This is a genomic window from Nocardia sp. NPDC051030 (assembly GCF_040683015.1).
In the GTDB taxonomy this organism is placed as follows: domain Bacteria; phylum Actinomycetota; class Actinomycetes; order Mycobacteriales; family Mycobacteriaceae; genus Nocardia.
Genome location: NZ_JBFBCD010000002.1, coordinates 37138 through 55171, shown reverse-complemented (window position 1 = coordinate 55171; position 18034 = coordinate 37138). Strand labels below are relative to the sequence as shown.

Sequence of the window (18034 nt, the reverse complement as noted above, 5' to 3'; positions counted from 1 at the left end):
TCGCACGATCGGCTGGCCGTGCGTCCACAAAAGTAGCTCGCGCTGGAGATTACCCTACGTTAAGTTACTCATGGGTAACTTAGGCTGTGATGTTCTCCATCACCAGATCCGGTGGCCGCTGTGATATGGGTAACCGCTAACGTCGGAGCCATGAGCGAGGCCGTGATACCGACCGAACACCACACCGATCCCCTGCCCCTGACCGGTGAACGCACGGTGCCCGGAATCGCCGAGGAGAACTACTGGTTCCGGCGGCACGAGATCGCCTACACCCAACTGCTCGAGCACTGCGCAGGCAAGACCGTGCTGGAGGCCGGTAGCGGAGAAGGCTACGGCGCGAACATGATCGCCGGTGTCGCCACCCGCGTGATCGGCCTCGATTACGACGACAGCGCCGTCGCGCACGTGCGGGCCAAGTACCCGCGCGTGGAAATGGTGCAGGGCAACCTCGCCGATCTGCCCCTCGAGAACGAATCCGTCGATGTCGCGGTGAACTTCCAGGTCATCGAACACCTTTGGGATCAGGCGCAGTTCATTCGCGAATGCCTGCGGGTGCTGCGGCCCGGCGGCAAGCTGCTGATCAGCACGCCCAACCGGATCACCTTCTCGCCGGGGCGCGATACGCCGCTCAACCCGTTCCACACGCGTGAGCTCAATGCCGCCGAAATGACCGAACTTCTTGTCGAGGCCGGTTTCCAGGTGGAGCTCATGGCGGGCGTCTTCCACGGGCCGGAACTGGTTGCGCTGGACGAGAAGTGGGGCGGGTCGATCATCGACGCGCAGATCGAGCGCGCCATCGCGGGCGAGCCGTGGCCCGCCGATCTGGCCGCCGATGTGGCCGCCGTGCGCACGGACGACTTCGCGCTGACCGCCGATTCCGAGCGGGATATCGATGCCAGCCTCGATCTGGTCGCCATCGCGGTGAAGCCGTCGTGAGCCCCAAGTCCGCTGTGCCAGGCCAGTTCACGCTGGTCCTGCACTCACACCTGCCGTGGTTCGCGCATCACGGGCGCTGGCCGGTGGGCGAGGAATGGCTGTACCAATCCTGGGCGGCGTCCTATCTGCCCGTGGCCAAGGCACTGAGAAACCTTGCCGCCGAAGGGCATTCGCATCTGATCAGCCTGGGCATCACGCCGGTGCTGGCGGCGCAGCTGGATGATCCGTACTCGCTGTCGGCCATGCATCACTGGCTGGGCAATTGGCGGCTGCGCGCCGACGAGGCGTCCATGGCCGGGAATGTGGCACTGGGCAGTCACGAGCATCGGCTGGCCGAGGAGGCCCTGGAGGATTTCGAACAGCGGTGGCGGCACGGCGCGTCGCCGGTGTGGCGGGAGCTCATCGACTCCGAGGCCATCGAACTGCTGGGCGGTCCGCTCTCGCATCCGTTCCAGCCGCTGCTGGATGAGCGGCTGCGGGCGTTCGAGCTCAGCGAGGGTCTCGCCGACGCACGACACCGCTGGGGACATACGCCGACCGGCATCTGGGCTCCGGAATGCGGATTCACGCCCGGCATGGAACGCGGATATGCCGCCGCGGGCGTGACGCACTTCATGACCGATGGGCCCGCGCTGCGCGGCGACACCACCCTCGGACGGCCCGTATGGGATTCCGATGTGGTGGCGTTCGGACGCGATCTGCATGTCAGCTATCGGGTCTGGTCGCCGAAATCCGGGTATCCGGGGCAGTCCGCCTACCGTGATTTCCATCACTACGATCACGCCACCGGTCTCAAGCCGTCCCGCGTGACCGGCAAGACCGTGGCGGGCCCGGACAAGGCTCCTTACGATCCCGTGCTCGCCGCCGCGGCCGTCGAACGGGATGTCGCCGACTTCGTGGAAACGGTTCGGGAACGCCTGATTTCCGAGTCCGAGCGGATCGGGCGGCCCGCCCTCGTGGTGGCCGCGTTCGACACCGAATTGTTCGGGCACTGGTGGCATGAGGGCCCGCAATGGCTCGAACAGGTGCTGCGCGCGCTGCCCGAGGCGGGCGTCACCGTGGGCACCCTCGCCGATGCCCGGGACCGTGGTTACGTGGGCGAACCCGTCGAATTGGCCGACTCCTCCTGGGGTTCGGGCAAGGACTGGCGGGTGTGGGCCGGGGATCAGGTTTCCGATCTCGTCGATTTGAATGCCGAAGTGGTCCGGCTGGCGCTGGACACCCTCGACAAGATGCGGGCCGATCAGACCGGGCTGCGCGATCCGGTCGCCGATCAACTGCTGCGCGAGGCCATTCTCACCGTCTCCAGCGACTGGGCCTTCATGGTGTCCAAGGACTCCGCGGCCGGATACGCTCGGGACCGAGCCCATCAACACGCCCATGCGGTGCGCGAGATCGCGGCCGCTGTCTCAGCCGGGCAACTCGCCAAAGCGGCCCAGTTGGCGGCAGGATGGTACGCGGCCGACGGATTGTTCCCAGCGCTTGATGCGCGCCGGCTCGGCCCCGCCTCAGAAGGACCCCAATGAAGATTTTGATGGTGTCGTGGGAGTACCCACCGGTTGTTGTCGGTGGGCTCGGTCGCCACGTCCATCACCTCGCCACCGAGCTGGCCGCGGCCGGGCACGAAGTCGTCGTGCTGGCCCGCCGCCCGATGGGCACCGACGCCTCCACCCATCCCACCCACTCGTTCATCGAGGACCGCGTGCTGGTGGTGGCGGTCGCCGAGGACCCGCCGTGCTTCGACTTCGGCGAGGACATGCTGGCCTGGACCCTCGCCATGGGACACGCCATGGTGCGGGCGGGCATCGCCCTGAACAAGCCGGGCATCGGCGAGGGCTGGACGCCCGACGTCGTGCACGCGCACGACTGGCTGGTCGCGCATCCGGCCATCACGCTCGCCGAGTATTACGACGTGCCTTTGGTTTCCACCATTCACGCCACCGAGGCCGGGCGGCACAGCGGCTGGGTCTCCGGGCGCGTGAACAAGCAGGTGCATTCGGTCGAATGGTGGCTGGCACACGACTCCGACGCGCTGATCACCTGCTCCGAATCCATGAAGGACGAGGTCGAGCGGCTCTATAAGCCCGATCGGACGCCGGTCACGGTGATCCGCAATGGTATCGATGTGGGCGCGTGGACCTTCCGTGAGCGCGCGCCGCGCTCCGGGCCGCCGCGACTGCTGTATGTCGGGCGGCTGGAATACGAGAAGGGCATCCAGGACGCCATCGCCGCGCTGCCGCGCATTCGCAAGGCGCATCCCGGGACCACGCTGACCGTAGCGGGCATCGGCACCCAATTCGATTGGCTGCGTGAGCGTGCGCGTGCGCATCGAGTGGCGCGGGCCGTGAATTTCATCGGCCGTCTGGACCATGAGGATCTGCTCGGCTGGCTGCACGGGGCCGACGCCGTCGTGCTGCCCAGCCGCTACGAACCGTTCGGCATCGTGGCCTTGGAGGCCGCTGCCGCGGGTACGCCGCTGGTCACCTCCACCGCCGGTGGGCTCGGCGATCTCGTCACCGACGGTGTCACGGGCGCGTCCTTCGAACCGGCCGACGTGAACGGCGTCGTCGATGCGGTCTGCTCCGTGCTCGACGATCCGGCCGCCGCGCAGGACCGCGCCTGGGCCGCCCGCGAACGCCTCACCGCCGACTTCGCCTGGGATGTGGTGGCGCAGGAAACCGCGCTGGTCTATCAGCAGGCCAAGCGCCGCGTCCGCAATCCGCTCGGCCGCCCGGTCATCGTGGAACGCCCACTGCCGGAACGGGATCCGAACCAGCCGTACTGATCCCGCGCGCCGGGTTCAGCTCGGCGCGGCCATCGGCGAGTGCGCGAGATTCTCGGTCGTACCCGGGATCTCAACACCGGTGGAATACCAGAAATCGACCAGTTGGGCCTGCACGTAGCTGTCCTGTACCCGGTTGTATTGGTAGGTCATCTCCGCGCGCACGACCTGCGATTCACCGGGCTTCAGGATCCGGGTCACCGGGGTCCGATAGGCGTCCAGGACGAGGGGTCCCGAGAAGTAGGCGACCCCGGTCCTGGCCACACCCGTGAAATCGGATGAGGTGTTCGTGATCCGAATCTCGCTGTGCGCCCGCAGGTTTCCGTCATCGATGAAGCCGGGCCCGAGGGATACGGTGAACGGGCCTACGACATAGTCGTTCTCATTGCTCCCGGGCACCGGCTGCACGGTGGCACCGGACATTCCCGCGCCGGATCCGACGGCCGCCGCCATCAGTCCCGCCGAAACAACCCATCGCGCAATCTTTTTCATCACGCATCCAGTTTCTTCAGGGCCTTCTGGACGGTCAGGAAGGTGCGGGTGGTGACGTCTTTTCCGTAGGCCTTCTCGATCCAGCCCATGAACGCGGTGGTGCTCGGATCGGAGTTGTCGATGATGGACAGGAGGGCTCCGGCCTTCTTGTCGTAGCCGACGACCTTGACCGTGGAACCGATTGTGTCCGCGGGCGGTTCGATGAGCTTCGCCAGATGCTTCTTGGTGAAGGTGACGATCAGATACGTTTCGCGGCAGTGCGTGAGGCCGGGGAACGGGTCCGAGTCGACCAAGGCCTGAAGTTGCTCACGACTGCGGACGAGGGTGCCGCCGGGGATGCCGAGTTCCGCGTTGAGGGCTTCCTGGATTTGGGATTCCAATGCCGCCGTATCGGATTCGGCGGTGCTGAAGACGACATTGCCGCTGGAGAGCAGGGGGCTCACCTTGTCGAAGCCGAGACCCTCGAACACCGCGCGCAGCTTCTCATTACGCATGTTCGGGTTGGCGGGCATGATCCCGCGCAGGAAAGCGGCATAGCTGTGCATGCCGCTGAACCTACCGGGACCGCCCGACATTGATCAGGAAGCGGCGACGCCGTTCTTCTTGCGCTCGATATCGGCGAGCGCGGCCATGTGGGCGGCGCGCGCCTCGGCGGCGGCGTCCCAGGCATCCTTGCGGTTCTTGACCACCCGGGCGGGTGCGCCGACGGCAATGCCGAAGTCGGGGACCTCGCCCTTCACCACGGCGTGCGCGCCCAGCACGCAACCGCGGCCGACGCGGGTGCTGCGCAGCACGGTCACCTTGGCGGCGATCCAGGTATCGGGGCCGATGCGGACCGGGGACTTCACAATGCCCTGATCCTTGATCGGCAGGGTGATGTCATCGGTGACATGGTCGAAATCGCAGATGTAGCACCAGTCCGCGACCAGGGTGGACTCGCCGATCTCGATATCGAGGTAGGTGTTCACGACATTGTCCTTGCCGAACACCACCTTGTCGCCGATGCGCAGCGAACCCTCATGGCAGCGAATGGCATTGCCATCACCGATATGCACCCACTTGCCGATCTCCAGGCGGGCCAGTTCGGGCGTCGCGTGGATCTCCACATTGCGGCCCAGGAAAACCATGCCGCGCAGGACGACATGCGGGTTGGCCATCTTGAACTTCGCCAGCCGGTAATACCGCACCAGATACCAGGGCGTGTACGCGCGATTGGCGAGCATCCAATTCAAGGACGCCCTGGTCAGAAAGCGCGCCTGCTCGGGATCCCGGCGACGCGACCCTGCCCAACGCGAGCGCAGCGGTGCGCCCCACATGCTCGTCACGAACTTGCTCCCTGGATCAGTACCGGCCGTTTCCAAGAGGGTATCCGTCCCACCGCACGGGCACGAAAGTAGGCTGTGCTCCGGTTGCACTAGCCCCACGAGAATCCAGAGACTTCCGTACTGGCAGAAGGGACACCAGCAGGTGCGAAGCGGCAGGCGGCAGACCGGACGTGTCGAGCAGGGACCACGCATCAGCGACCGGGAACCGGACCGTACCTCGCTATCTCGGGGCGGGACCGTCGTGCGGGCGCTGACCGTGGCGGCGGCGGGGCTGCTGGCGTTGAGCGCATGCGGGAGTACCACCGTCGATGACATTCGGGTGGGGCCGGGCAAGGGCTGGCCGCAGGCGTTCCATGACGCCCGCAATAGCGGAGCCAGCCCGGTCACCGGATCCCGGAATCTGACCTTGAATTGGACGCGCCCGATCGGCGGGCCGGTCGCCGCGCCGGTGACCATCGGATCGGACGGGCAGCTGTTCGTCACCACGCGCACGGCGACCTGCGGCATCTTCTCCTTCCAGATGCAGACCGGGCGCAAACGCTTCTGCAATCCCATGGGGCCCAGCGCCATCGAGGCCGGGGCGGCCGTGGACGGGGCCACCAATATCTATGTCGGCGACGACGGCGCGGTGACCACGTTCAATGCGCTCGGACAGCCGCGCTGGCGCACACCGGTCGCGGGCGTGCCGGTGTCGGTGCAGTTCACCGGGGACGGCAAGGTGCTGTCGGTGACGCAGTCCGGGCAGATCGACGTGCTCAGCCGACAGACCGGCGACCGCGAGGTGTCGACCTATCAGCTGCTCGGCGAACCCGACTTCATGAAGACGCCCGGACTGAACCGGCCGCCGGACAATCAGGGCCTCGACGACTGCTCGACCGGCGGGCCGCAATGCCCGGTCGCGAATGTGTCGGCGGTGGACGAGAAGACCGGACGCTTCTACGCGACCGTGTGGCAGCCGGGTCAGGGCACCGCCGAACTCGTGGCGCTCACCTATGACGGCAAGGAGATTCGGCGCGACTGGAGTGCCGAGATGCTCAACAGCGGCAGCGGCACGAGCCCGACGCTCTCCCCGAACGGATCCACGGTCTACGTCGGCGACAATGCCAATCGGCTGATGGCCGTCGACACTTCCGACGGCAAGACCAAATGGGTTCAGGATCTGGGCTTCCCGGCGCGCGGCGCGGTATCGGTGGTCGACGGGCTGATCGTGCCCGCGGGCGACGAAGGCCACCTGATTGCCATTCGCGACAAGGGCGACAGCGCCGAGATCGCCTGGGAGCGTAAAGATCTCGAACTGCGCGGCCGCCCCGTCCAGACCGCGGGCGGCACCGGCTACACCGTCGCCCCGATGGGCGACAACCTCACCCTGGTCACCTTCGACACCCGCTCGGGCGCGACCGTGCGATCCAACGACCTGCCCGGCGCGGAAGGCAGCACCATCGGCACCTCCGTCGGAGCCGAGGGCGAGGTCGTGGTGACCACCCGCATCGGCGAACTGTTCGTCTTCAAGCCGGAGAAGTAGCTCTCCTCGTTACTACTCGGGGCGGACGGAGTCCAGGAGGGCGGCCGCGCGGGCGAGCATGTCCATGAGGGATTCGCGTTCCTGGTCGGTGAATTCGGCGGCCAGGGCGCGTTCGACTCGGACGGCTCGTTTGTCGGCCGCGTACATGACGGTTTCGCCTGCCTCGGTGAGGCGGGTCTCGATGACGTTGCGATGCAACGCATGCGGGGTGCGCTCGATGAAGCCGCGATCGCGAAGATTGGCCAGCACGGTGTTCATGGTGGGCGGAGTGACGCCGCACCGGCGCGCGAGCTCGGCGGCGGAGATGCCCGGGTTCTGGCTCAGCACGTAGAGGGCCGCGTACTGGGGGACGGTGACGCCCGCCGGTTTCAGGGCCGCGAGTTTGGCTCCCTGTAGCGCCTGTTCGGCGCGCTTGATGGAGCTACCCAGGCGTTCTTCGACCGGCATCGACGTCACTCGTGCATATTAGCTCATTCGATCATTCGAACCTTGACGAGCATTAGAACTCTAATCTATCTTCGTCCTCATGACCCACCCCGTAGTTCCCGAAAGCCACGCCGACCTGCTGACCCGGCCGCTGTTCGGGCATCTGGCCACCCTGAATGCGGACGGCAGCCCGCAGGTCACCCCGATCTGGCAGATCTGGGACGGTGAGTTCATTCGCTTCACCACCACGACCGATCGCGCCAAACACCGCAATACCGCGCGCAATCCGCAGGTGGCGATCAGCATCAACGACCCCGACGCCCCCTACCGCTACCTGGAGCTGCGCGGCGTCATCGAGCGCATTGACACCGACCCGCAGGGTGAATTCTTCGACGTGCTGGCTCGGCGCTACGGACTCTCCTACGAGCCGCCGGTCGGCGATCACCCGCGTCGCGTCATCCTCGTCATGCGCCCGACCCACGCCACGCACCAGTGAGCTAGAGGTTCGCGGTGCCGAGCTCCCGCACGATGGCGGCCAGGGCTCGGATGCGGTCGTCCTCGACATCGGAGCGCCACACCAGGACCCAGCGGAACAGGTCGGCGTCATTGAATGGAATGAACGCGATATCTGGGCGCGCGTGATACCGCTGGGCGTAGGCGGCCACGGTGTGGATGGCCTCGCCCTGCGAGACGGCGGTGAAGATCTCGTCGGCGCTCTTGATGAGCACCGACTTGTCCACCGACCGTCCGCGCGGAGTGTCGTAGGGCATGAACTCGTTCTCCGAGTAGTCCATCAGCTCACCGCCGACCGTCGTCGCCGGAAAATCGCCGTACACCTCCAGCGATACCGAATCCCGCTCGGCCAGTTCATGATCCGCCGCGGCGATCAGCATCTTGCGCTCGCTGTACACCACCGGGCCGACGGTCAGATCCGGTTCCCGGACCGGCAGGAACCACACCAGCACATCGACCTCCCCATTGCGCAGCGGAGCGAACGGCTGCACGAACCCGTTGTACTGAATCCGCAACCCCCACTGCGGATGTCGCTCCCGGAAGGTATCCCAGTACGCCCGCAGCTCGTGCGCAACCGAGGAGAGCATCCCGACCCGCAGCACACTGGTCTTGCCCGCCGCCCGCAACCGCGCCCGGGACACGGTCTCGCGCAGCCCGCGGTACAGCGGGATCAGATCGTCCCGCAGCTGCTCCCCCGCCTCCGTCAACCGCACGGCGCGACTGGTGCGTTCGAACAGATCCGCACCGACCTGCCGCTCCTGCTTCTTGATCGCCTGGGAGATCCGCGCCGACGACACATGCAACCGCTCCGCGGTCCGGCCGAAATGCAGTTCCTCGGCAAGCGTCAGGAAGATCTCGATATCCCGTAGCTCCACCCGAATCTCCTCACACACAACCTGCGAACCAACCGCGAGCCTGGCGCGCCCGAAAAAGCCTACATGGGGACGGTCAGGGCGTCCCAGCGGTCGACCCTGATTACGGGGTGGCGCAGAGGAAGACGGTCGGGGTGCGGCCGATTCGGGTGATGACGAGCGTATGCGGGTGAGTGCCGGTGGGCTTGAGGCGCTTACGCAAGGCGTCCGGGTCGATATCGACGCCTCGGGTGAGGATTTCGAGGGGGCCGCAGTCGCGGCGGTTCAGTTCGGCGCGGAGGGGCTTCTCGCGGAAATCCATGCGGTCGAGGATGCGGAAGCCGCGCACGCCGTCCGGGACGGTGTCGCCGGTCAGGTAGGCGATGCGGGGATCCAGTTGCCATAGAACGTGTTTCGCCGCGTAGTGGCGAACCAGGCCCGCGCGGACGATGGCGCCGTCCGGGTCGATGATCCATTCACCGGGATCGCGTTCGGGGATGTCGTCCGGGTCGGCGTCGGTGAGAATCTCGGGGGCTCGGGTGGAGGACAGGACCGTGGCGCGGCGAGTCACGCCGGGCTCGGCCAGGCCCGGGGACCATAGGCAGGCCTCGCGGACTCCGCCGTCGAACGAGGCGATCTCGACCTCGCCCTTCCAGTCGAGCTTGTCGAAATCCAGTCCGGGAGCGCATTTCACGGCCAGATCGCGCCCGGCGTAGGCCTCGAGCAGATCCGGTAGCGGGGGCTGCAGTTTCGCCGGATCGTGCGTGCGGCGGCCGTCCGCCCGGCGCGCGGGATCGGCGATCACCACGTCGGCGGTGCTGCTCGGCCGGAGGGCATCGGCCTTGGCCAGCAACACATTCGGCACTCCGACACCGAGCTGCGCGCGTCCGGCGCGGGAGCGACCGGGGTGGCCGCCGTCTGCCGAATCATGTTCGGCCGCAATCACATCAAGTGAAGGCTCAGCGGCGGCGGCACGCAGGTTGTGGGCGGCGATATCGAGGCGCACCTGGTCGAGGTCGCTGCCGATCACGGCGGGACAGACCCGGGCCAGCTCGATCAGCTCGGCGCCGATCGAGCAGGTCACGTCGTGGACGGTACGACCGGCCAGGCGGGTGGCGCGGTGGCGCGCCACGGCGGTGGGGGTGGCCTGTTGCATGGCATCGTCGGTGAAGAGCCACTGCCCCGCATCGGACAGTTTGGCTGTGGCGCGTCGCCGCAGCCGCACCGTGTCGACCAAAGCCGCTGAGCGGTCACCGAATTCGCGGCGGACCTGCTCCAGATCGCGGAGCAGGGACGCCGTGGTCAGGGCGTACCGGTCGACTTCAGTCAGCGCGGCCGCACCGGCCGCGCTGCTGAGATAGGCGACATCGTCGCGAGTGAAGCCGTAGCCCACGGGGTCCTGGAACCGCTTACTTGGCCGAAGCGCCCGGCTTCACGCCGGTGATCATGACGTTGTAGAAGAACTGCCGGGGCACGATATGCCGCAGCACCTTCTCGTCCAGCTTGCTCAGGCCCAGCCACGCCTTGTACTGCGCCATGCGGTAGCCGACGGTCAGCTTCTCCTCGGGCACGGCGGCCTCGAAGGTGCGGACCGGCCAACCCCACAGCGCGGCGGCGAACTCTTCGGTCTTGGCCTGCGCCTCGACCGCACCCGCGCGGCGGGCGATGGCCTCCAGCTCGGAGGGGTCGAAGGTGTGCAGGTCGACCACGGCCTCCAGGGCGGCGGCGCGCGAGGACTCGTCCAGCTCGGACTGCGAGCGACGCCAATCCTTCAGGAACGGCAGCTTGGTGATCTCGGTGGTGATCTTCCAGGTGACCTGGCCGAGACGGCGGGCATAGATATTGCCGATGGTGGTCGGCTCACCGGCGAACACGAAGCGGCCGCCCGGCTTGAGCACGCGCAGGCACTCCTTCAGCGCCAGCTCCACATCCGGGATGTGGTGCAGCACGGCGTGACCCACGACCAGGTCGAAGGTGTCGTCCTCGTACGGGATGGTCTCGGCGTCGGCGACCCGGCCGTCCACATCCAGGCCCAGGTTCAGGCCATTGCGGGTGGCGACCTTGACCATGCCCGGGGACAGGTCGGTGACCGAACCGGACTTGGCGATGCCGGACTGCATCAGATTCAGCAGGAAGAAGCCGGTGCCACAACCGAGTTCGAGCGCGCGATCGTAGGGCAGCTGCGCCTCGGCATCGGGCACGATGGCGTCGAAGCGGCCGCGCGCGTACTCGATACAACGCTCGTCGTAGGAGATCGACCACTTCTCGTCGTAGGTCTCGGCTTCCCAGTCGTGATACAGGACCTGGGCGAGCTTATTGTCGGAATACGCGGCCTGGACCTCCGCCTCGGTGGCGTGCGGGTTCGGCGCGGGGTCGCTGGGACGAGCAGTCATGCAGGGCAGCCTAATGAACGCCCCGGTGAGCCCGCTTATCGGCCCACGAATCGGGCCGTGCCCGGACCATCCGCCAAATAAGAACGTGTTCCAACCTGCTGATCTTCGGTGCCGAACAAATCCGCCCATTCGGTACGAGCCCGGTCATGACCGTGCGTACCCGCCTCGAACACCCGCTTCGCCGCGGCGAGGGCAGCGCCCGGACCACCGACGAACTGCCTGGCCCACCGCAAGGCAGCCTCGAACACATCGTCGGGCGCGACGACCTCGTCCACCAGCCCGAGCCGCTCGGCTTCCTTCGGATCCACGAACCGCCCGGTGTACACCAGATCCTTGGCCTTCGACGGCCCGATCAGCAGACTCAACCGGCGAATCCCGGAAACCGGGATCAACCCCGCCTTGATCTGCGGCAGCCCCAGCTTCACATTGTCACCGATGACCCGGCGATCCGCGCCCAGCGCCAACTCCAGCCCGGCACCCAGCGCATAACCACTGATGGCAGCCACCGTCGGCTGCGGCAGCCGAGCCAGGCAACCCAACGCGCTCTGGAAATCCTTGACCACGGCCTGCGCCTGCTCGGGCGTGAACGCGGCCAACTCGGCCATCTCGTCCCCGGCGGAGAAGACGCGCTCGTCGCCATAGACCACGACGGCGGCGATCGACCGGTCCGCCCCGATCTCCTCGGCGGCCCCCGCAACCTCCAGCGCCACCTGTAGATCGATCAGATTCATCGGCGGGCGCGCGATCCGGAGAACGGCAACGCCCTCCGCCACACCCCGGTCCACAGTCACGAATTCGGCCACAGCGCAACACCCTACTGCCGTCGCCTCCGGCCCCCAGAGGTTGCATGGGTTCTCGACAGCTGCAGGGCTTACAACGCCTGCGGCTGTCGAGACGGCCTGCAAGTTCGAGGTGCTACTCCGGGCGCTGGGAGCCGCGGAGGCGGGCGTTGGTGGGGAGGTCGGCGAAGTAGAGGTCGGCGTGCGGGAAGGCCAGGGCGGGGCCGGGGCCGTTGGGGTCGTAGATGGGCATGATGGGGGCGATCTCTCGGGTGGCCGCGAGAATGTCGGCGGTGGAGGGGAATCCGGCCAAGGCCACCAATTGGGTCCAGGTGGGTGGGAGGAGGACGTCGAGGCCGTCGCGCCAGCGGGTGATGGCTTCGGTGGGGGTGCACCAGGTGACCACATCGGCCTCGGAGGTGGCACCGTCGGCGAGCTGCCCCTCGGGCAGGACCGCGACAAAGAAGCGGGTGTCGTAGCGGCGGGGCTCGACCACCGGGGTGATCCAGTGATCCCAGGGGCGCAGCAGATCGGCGCGCAGGACCAGGTTTTCGCGGGTGAGGAATTCGGCGAAGGACAGTTCGCGCCGTTCCAGCTGGCCACGGGCCTCGGCATAGACCGAGGTGTCGGAGACGACCGAGTCGGCGGTCGGCCCGGCGAGCAGGACCCCGCACTCCTCGAAGGTCTCCCGCACGGCCGCGCACACCAGTGCCTGCGCGCGCCCGGCATCGGTGCCGAATTGTTCACCCCACCAGGCAGGTTCGGGCCCGGCCCACTCGAGCGCGACCGACGCGTCCGAGGGATCCACGCCACCGCCGGGGAACACAGTCATCCCGGCGGCGAAGGCCATCTCATTGACGCGCCGCTGCATGAACACCTCAGGCCCATGCGCCCCATCGCGCACCAAGACCACCGTCGACGCATCCTTGATGGGCCGAGCAGCAGGCTGAGAGTCGGGCGTGGCTACTGTCTCACTCACATTTCGCACCCTAACGGTTGCTAGGGCGAACGAATAGAACCAGGTTCGGATACAACCGGATGCCCCAACAGTCGAGCATGCAATGGTGCAGGCAAACGTCGAGAGCACCCCCGCACCACTGCAGGCTCACCGCTATTTCTGGACTTCGAAACGGGCGGCGGCGAATTCTCCGTTGGGGGCCAGTTCCGCGAGTTTCAGTTCGACGCGGCGGGGCAGCAGTGGTGCGCCCGCGCCGAGTGTGATTGGGGCTATCGATACGCATACCTCGTCGAGGAGGCCCTCATCCGCGAACTGACCGGCGAGGTCACCTCCGCCGACGATCCAGACGTTCTTGTCGCCCGCGGCCGCCACCATCTCCTTGTGTACGACCGCCGCCGGATCCTGTGTGAATCGCACATCGCCGTCGGTGCGGGCCGGGAAGTAGCGGTGGGTGAACACCCAGCTCGGCATTTGGTACGGCCACGGTTCGCCGCTTTGATTATCGAGGAGCCACTGATATGTGCTCGCGCCCATGGCGATTGCGCCGATCTCGGCGATGAAGGGGTTGTAGCCCATCGGGCCATCGCTGTCCGATGTGCGGGACAGCAGCCAGTCCAGGGAGTGCTCGGGGGTGGCGATGAAGCCGTCGAGGCTGGTCGCGGTGTAGTAGATGGTGCGAGTCATGCTCGGTCTCTCCTTCGTAGCCACATGATCGGGTCGCCGTCATCGTGTTCGGCCGGGTCGCCGGGTAGTTCGCCGCGCAGCCACTGGCGGGCACGCTGCCTGCGGTGCGCGGAGTAGGTGAGCACATGCGCGATGACGCTGCCGAGTACGAAGCTCTCGGGCGGATCGCACAGTGCGTCGATGAGGGTGTCGCCCCAACCGCCGCGCCGGTCTATCTCCCGGACCGTGTTCAGCCATCGGGGTGCGATGTCGTCCAGGCGGCGCGTGAGGGTGGGCAGGTCCGCGGGCTCGTGCCGGGGTGTGTCGGCCCCGTCGATCGCGGCCAGCCAGACTTCCTTCGCCCAGATCAGGTTGTCCAGCACCGAGGCGATGGAATCGTCGGGGCCGTCCCAGGTGAGGATCACCTCCGCGGTGCGGGTCCGCCGGTACTGTTCCTCGTCGAGATCGGCCGCCAGCCGCAAGAGCGCACGGGTGTCGTCCAGATCGTGGTGCAGCAGCAGGGAAGTCGGATCCATATCGGGCCTGTCCTTCGCAGTGTTCTCCACCCACAGCGACATCGGCGGATGGAAGTGGACGCCGTTCGCCGAGGGCAGCCAATTCCGGTTCGTACCAGGACGAGTCGCGCTCGGCGGATATCCGAACGCGCGACTGAACGCCCGGCTGAACCCTTCCACCGAGTCGTATCCGGCCTCGAACGCGACATCGGTGACGGTGGCGCCGGTGCTCAATTTCCAGGCCGCGCGCTCCAGCAGCACGCGCCTGCGCATGGCCACCGGCGGCTCGCCGGTGCCCCGGGAGAACTGCCGGGTGAAGTGATAGGGCGAGACGTAGGCGTCCTGCGCCATCTCGCCGAGCGTCGCATTGTCCTCATCGAGGACCACGTCGAGCAGCTCGCGCAGTCGGTCACGTCCGTTGGTCACGTGAAAGAGTTTGGTACACGCAGGCAGGTCGGCGCTTGACCGATCTTGCGCACCTTGCGCGACCGCGATTTTCGATCAATCCGTGAGCCGCACCGACCCCGTACGGGTTTCGATGTCGTAGGGCGCGACGGCGTCGGGGCGCTGTGCACGGGTTCCCTGGATTCTGCCGGTGCGGTAGTCCTGCACCTGGCTGATCACGGCCCCGCTGTCATCGGTCCAGGTGACCAGGAAGATGCCGGGGTCGATGGTTTCGATGGCGACCGGGGAGGTGGTTTTGCGGCCGGTGTCGGCTGCCACATAGGTGAGGGTGCGGCCGTCGTCGGCGAAGGTCGCGGTGCCGCCGGAGCCGCTGTCGTAGGTGAGCTGCACTGTTTTGCCGTGCAGGTCGGGGGGGATCGCGGCGGCGGCCTGCCCCTCGATGGCGTGGGTTTTCGAAACCTTGTGCGGCGCCGGTGGATCGGCCACGCATCCGGCCGCGGCTAGTGCGATGGCGGCCAGCGCCACCGCACCTACGATCCGACCCACACCCGCTCCCTCCGCCCGAGTCGCGCCGCAAGCCATGCGGTAACCATTAAGCGGTTACGCGTCATCGACTACGGCAACACACCAGCTCAATCCGATACTGGCGACATTGCGGACAGTTTGCCTGCACCAAGCGTCCGATGCAATGGCAGCGCGCCGCAAGCAGAGGAAAGGGTTGGTGAACAATCAGCGGGTGCGGTGGCGGCCGAATCGTGCGGAGCGACGGGCGAAGTAGCGGCCGTCGATGCGATCCAGCGTGATCGACTGACGGAAGGCCTCGCTGAGATTCTCGGCGGTCAGCACATCGGTGAGCAGACCCTGCGCGACCACCGCACCCTCATTGAGCAGCATGCCGTGGGTGAAGCCCTGCGGGATCTCCTCGACATGGTGGGTGACCAGCACGGTCGCGGGGGCATCGGGATCGGCGGCGAGATCGCCGAGGCGCTCCACCAGTTCCTCACGCCCGCCCAGGTCGAGTCCGGCGGCCGGCTCGTCGAGCAGCAGTAGTTCCGGATCGGTCATGAGCGCGCGGGCGATGAGCACGCGCTTGCGCTCGCCCTCGGAGAGCGTCCCGTAGGCGCGGTCGGAAAGGTGTTCCGCGCCCAGGCTTTCCAGAATGTCGACGGCGCGGTCGGTGTCCATCTCGTCATAGCGCTCGCGCCAGCGCCCGAGGACCGCGTACCCGGCGGACACCACCAGGTCGGCGACCTTCTCGTCGCGCGGCACCCGGCTGGCCACGGCCGCCGAGGACAGGCCGATGCGCGGGCGTAGCTCGTTCATATCGACGCGGCCGAGGGTTTCGCCCAGCAGGTTGGCGGTTCCGGACGTCGGGTACATCTCCGCCGCGGCCATGCGCAGCAGTGATGTCTTCCCGGCGCCGTTGGGGCCGAGCACAACCCAGCGTTCGTCGAGTTCCACCTGCCAGTTGACGGGTCCGACGAGCGTATGGCCTGAACGTCGGACGGTGACATCGTTGAAGTCGATGAGCAGATCGGGATCCGGTTGCGGCACGGGGTCCATCTTGGACCACCACCCTGGACGTCCGTCAACGTGGTGGGGAAACTCGATACGTGTCATCTCCTCCCGAGCGCATTCCGGGAGCGAATTCGTCGGCGGGGCGGTCGAATTCCGCACCGCGCAGGGCTAGCTCGGCGTCGTCCCGTTGGTTGCCGTCGGAACTCTGCGGCCGGAACATGCGCGCCAGTAGCACCGCGGCCGGAACCGAGAGCACCACCCATACGATGAGGATCACCAGCAGTGTCGTCATTTCCGTTGGTTTCCTTTCGAGGAAACTCGTGATCCGATCCTTGCCCACCTGTCCGGCGAAGTCGATACGCTCAGCACATATATGCCAGCGTGGCGACCATCCGGTTCGCGACGGGGACATCGGCAGTCGCCGAGCAAATCCGCTCGCCGGCCAGTCCCAGCCGCCCGAGCCGAACTAGGGCACCGCGATCACTGTCATCGATCCCGGCGCCACCTCGGTGAATCCGGCATCCCGCACCGCCGTCGCGGTCCCGTCCGCCACCCGCCGGAGCAGGTGCGCCCAATGGTCGGGATCGGCGTCGGCGACAGTGCACCGGAACCCTTGCGCAGCCCAGGTATACGCCTGCCGCACCGACATGGCGCCCGCAAGCAACATGCTCGCGTGCCCTACCTGCGCGGCCGCCTTACCCACAGTCATACCCAATTCTGCGTTCACCCATAGCACCGGATACGCGGGATCGATCGGATCGGGTTCATCGAGTTCCAATTCGGTGCCGCCGATCTGAAGGCGTTTGATCCGGGGGTCGATTTCTCCGACCGGACCGGGCACGAATGCCCTGGCCTGCGCACCCGCGAATTCCACGGTGACGCCGTCGACTTCCTGCGCGGCGAGCCACTGCGCGCCGCGCGCCCGGCGCGCCACCTTCCGGATCCGGGAGCGCTTCCACGCCAGATACCGTGGCTCCCACTCCCCTTCGGCCCCGACCCGCTCGTCCAGGCACAGCGCCACCACCGCGGTGGCGGCCGCCGCCAGCAGCACACTGCGCCGCGGCGGATCGGCCTTCGGAATGTGCAGCACCATCTGCATGGCCTGCACCAGCGCCGGATCCTGCGGATCTCCCCCGCCGCCATATCCCCGAGCCAGCTCCGCATGCCTGGCCGCGAATCCGGCATCGACAACGGATTCGACGCTGGACACCCGCATCACTCCTTAGCTCGACTACGGGTCAGCTTAACCGCGGCCGGGCCATCAAGATCAGGGAGCACTCAGCGCGGAATCCAGTGCGAATTCCCACCACCACAGCTCCCTCAGCCAAAGACAGACCGGGTCAGGCGACTGTGAGGGTGAGGGTCAGGCGTTGGGCGGGTTCGGAGCCCTGTTCCCAGGGGCGGCGGTATTCGAGGACGAGTTTGGTGGTGCCGGGGGTGAGGGCTACGAAGTTGAAGGTGGCTTGACCGCCTACGCCGACCATGCCGTCGGGGCTGGGGTCCTGTTCGTATTCCTGGCCGCCGTTCTGCTTGACGATGTTCTGGTCCAAATCGGCCAGCTGCCAGAGGTATCCGGTGGTGGGATTGGACGCCAGGGTGATCACCAGGCCCTGGCCTACGGTCAGTGCGACGTCCTTGCCGTCGGCGTCGACGCCGAGCTTGACCGCCTCCTTCGCGGTGGAGGTCGGGGTCGCCTTGCCTGCCGTGGATGTCACGGCGACGGTTGTACCGGGCGTCGTCGTACCGACCGGTGAGTTGTCCGAATCGTTCTTCCCGCAACCTGCCAGCGCCAGGCCGAGCAGCAGCACCACCAGCGGTGTACGCACGCGCACAGACAACCTCCTCGTCATTGTGGCCAATACTTCGACCACGCTACCGACGGTGTGGCCGCGACGGGGGCAAGTGGGTCGGACACGTCACGAAGACCCGTGGCCCCGGGGATTCCGGAACCACGGG

The 18034-nt window shown here is 67.0% G+C and carries 21 protein-coding genes; 5 read left to right on the top strand and 16 right to left on the bottom strand.

Going from position 1 to position 18034, the window contains the following annotated elements:
- Nucleotides 1-150 precede the first annotated feature (150 nt).
- Genes AB0N05_RS04715 through AB0N05_RS04705 form a run of 3 tightly spaced genes read left to right on the top strand, consistent with a single transcriptional unit; the run spans nucleotide 151 to nucleotide 3721 of the window.
- Nucleotides 151-936: a class I SAM-dependent methyltransferase gene (locus tag AB0N05_RS04715; protein ID WP_364687615.1), complete on the top strand. Its 786-nt coding sequence runs from the start codon at nucleotides 151-153 to the stop codon at nucleotides 934-936.
- A complete protein-coding gene (locus AB0N05_RS04710; RefSeq protein WP_364687613.1) occupies nucleotides 933-2462 on the top strand; it encodes a glycoside hydrolase family 57 protein in 1530 nt (509 codons plus the stop codon). The genes AB0N05_RS04715 and AB0N05_RS04710 overlap by 4 nt, the downstream gene beginning before the upstream one ends.
- Complete coding sequence (locus AB0N05_RS04705; protein WP_364687611.1) at nucleotides 2459-3721, top strand: glycosyltransferase family 4 protein; 1263 nt, start codon at nucleotides 2459-2461, stop codon at nucleotides 3719-3721. Before AB0N05_RS04710 ends, AB0N05_RS04705 begins: the two co-directional genes overlap by 4 nt.
- A gap of 15 nt (nucleotides 3722-3736) precedes the next feature.
- On the opposite strand, the gene AB0N05_RS04700 is transcribed toward AB0N05_RS04705, so the two are convergent.
- The 3 genes from AB0N05_RS04700 to AB0N05_RS04690 are packed head-to-tail and all read right to left on the bottom strand — an operon-like array spanning nucleotide 3737 to nucleotide 5526.
- Entirely contained in the window at nucleotides 3737-4213 is a 477-nt protein-coding gene (locus AB0N05_RS04700) for a hypothetical protein (protein ID WP_364687609.1), read from the bottom strand.
- Nucleotides 4210-4755: a DUF1697 domain-containing protein gene (locus AB0N05_RS04695; protein ID WP_364687607.1), complete on the bottom strand. Its 546-nt coding sequence runs from the start codon at nucleotides 4753-4755 to the stop codon at nucleotides 4210-4212. The genes AB0N05_RS04700 and AB0N05_RS04695 overlap by 4 nt, the downstream gene beginning before the upstream one ends.
- Nucleotides 4756-4788: 33 nt before the next feature.
- Nucleotides 4789-5526 carry an acyltransferase gene (locus AB0N05_RS04690; protein WP_364689482.1) on the bottom strand — a complete coding sequence of 246 codons (738 nt, stop codon included), beginning with the start codon at nucleotides 5524-5526 and terminating at the stop codon, nucleotides 4789-4791.
- A gap of 151 nt (nucleotides 5527-5677) precedes the next feature.
- Here AB0N05_RS04690 and AB0N05_RS04685 point away from each other — a divergent pair, with 151 nt between their 5' ends.
- Nucleotides 5678-7057: a PQQ-binding-like beta-propeller repeat protein gene (locus tag AB0N05_RS04685; protein WP_364687605.1), complete on the top strand. Its 1380-nt coding sequence runs from the start codon at nucleotides 5678-5680 to the stop codon at nucleotides 7055-7057.
- A gap of 12 nt (nucleotides 7058-7069) precedes the next feature.
- Here AB0N05_RS04685 and AB0N05_RS04680 read toward each other — a convergent pair whose 3' ends face one another.
- On the bottom strand, nucleotides 7070-7504 hold the full coding sequence (locus tag AB0N05_RS04680) for a MarR family transcriptional regulator (protein WP_364689479.1): 435 nt from the start codon (nucleotides 7502-7504) through the stop codon (nucleotides 7070-7072).
- 79 nt (nucleotides 7505-7583) lie between these two features.
- Here AB0N05_RS04680 and AB0N05_RS04675 point away from each other — a divergent pair, with 79 nt between their 5' ends.
- Nucleotides 7584-7979, top strand: coding sequence for a PPOX class F420-dependent oxidoreductase (locus tag AB0N05_RS04675; protein ID WP_364687603.1), 396 nt, complete (start codon nucleotides 7584-7586; stop codon nucleotides 7977-7979).
- 1 nt (nucleotide 7980) lies between these two features.
- Here the strand turns inward: AB0N05_RS04675 and AB0N05_RS04670 are convergent, their stop codons facing one another.
- The 12 genes from AB0N05_RS04670 to AB0N05_RS04615 form a co-directional block, all read right to left on the bottom strand.
- On the bottom strand, nucleotides 7981-8871 hold the full coding sequence (locus AB0N05_RS04670; RefSeq protein WP_364687601.1) for a LysR family transcriptional regulator: 891 nt from the start codon (nucleotides 8869-8871) through the stop codon (nucleotides 7981-7983).
- 100 nt (nucleotides 8872-8971) lie between these two features.
- Entirely contained in the window at nucleotides 8972-10240 is a 1269-nt protein-coding gene (locus tag AB0N05_RS04665; RefSeq protein WP_364687599.1) for a class I SAM-dependent methyltransferase, read from the bottom strand.
- A gap of 16 nt (nucleotides 10241-10256) precedes the next feature.
- Nucleotides 10257-11240 carry a class I SAM-dependent methyltransferase gene (locus tag AB0N05_RS04660; RefSeq protein ID WP_364687597.1) on the bottom strand — a complete coding sequence of 328 codons (984 nt, stop codon included), beginning with the start codon at nucleotides 11238-11240 and terminating at the stop codon, nucleotides 10257-10259.
- A 35-nt stretch (nucleotides 11241-11275) separates the two neighbouring features.
- Nucleotides 11276-12043 carry an enoyl-CoA hydratase-related protein gene (locus AB0N05_RS04655; RefSeq protein WP_364687595.1) on the bottom strand — a complete coding sequence of 256 codons (768 nt, stop codon included), beginning with the start codon at nucleotides 12041-12043 and terminating at the stop codon, nucleotides 11276-11278.
- Between the two features lie 112 nt (nucleotides 12044-12155).
- Nucleotides 12156-12998 (bottom strand): NUDIX hydrolase, encoded by an 843-nt coding sequence (locus AB0N05_RS04650; RefSeq protein WP_364687593.1) that lies wholly within the window; start codon nucleotides 12996-12998, stop codon nucleotides 12156-12158.
- A 132-nt stretch (nucleotides 12999-13130) separates the two neighbouring features.
- Nucleotides 13131-13661, bottom strand: coding sequence for a dihydrofolate reductase family protein (locus AB0N05_RS04645; protein ID WP_364687591.1), 531 nt, complete (start codon nucleotides 13659-13661; stop codon nucleotides 13131-13133).
- Nucleotides 13658-14581: a helix-turn-helix domain-containing protein gene (locus tag AB0N05_RS04640; protein WP_364687589.1), complete on the bottom strand. Its 924-nt coding sequence runs from the start codon at nucleotides 14579-14581 to the stop codon at nucleotides 13658-13660. The genes AB0N05_RS04645 and AB0N05_RS04640 overlap by 4 nt, the downstream gene beginning before the upstream one ends.
- 75 nt (nucleotides 14582-14656) lie before the next feature.
- Nucleotides 14657-15106 (bottom strand): MoaF N-terminal domain-containing protein, encoded by a 450-nt coding sequence (locus AB0N05_RS04635; RefSeq protein ID WP_364687587.1) that lies wholly within the window; start codon nucleotides 15104-15106, stop codon nucleotides 14657-14659.
- Nucleotides 15107-15289: 183 nt separating this feature from the next.
- The gene (locus tag AB0N05_RS04630; RefSeq protein ID WP_364687585.1) at nucleotides 15290-16123 is read right to left on the bottom strand and encodes an ABC transporter ATP-binding protein; all 834 of its coding nucleotides are present in this window, start codon (nucleotides 16121-16123) and stop codon (nucleotides 15290-15292) included.
- A 25-nt stretch (nucleotides 16124-16148) separates the two neighbouring features.
- Nucleotides 16149-16370 carry a hypothetical protein gene (locus tag AB0N05_RS04625; RefSeq protein ID WP_364687583.1) on the bottom strand — a complete coding sequence of 74 codons (222 nt, stop codon included), beginning with the start codon at nucleotides 16368-16370 and terminating at the stop codon, nucleotides 16149-16151.
- Nucleotides 16371-16544: 174 nt separating this feature from the next.
- The gene (locus tag AB0N05_RS04620; protein WP_364687581.1) at nucleotides 16545-17294 is read right to left on the bottom strand and encodes an aminoacyl-tRNA hydrolase; all 750 of its coding nucleotides are present in this window, start codon (nucleotides 17292-17294) and stop codon (nucleotides 16545-16547) included.
- A 124-nt stretch (nucleotides 17295-17418) separates the two neighbouring features.
- Nucleotides 17419-17910 (bottom strand): protease inhibitor I42 family protein, encoded by a 492-nt coding sequence (locus AB0N05_RS04615; protein WP_364687579.1) that lies wholly within the window; start codon nucleotides 17908-17910, stop codon nucleotides 17419-17421.
- Nucleotides 17911-18034 lie beyond the last annotated feature (124 nt).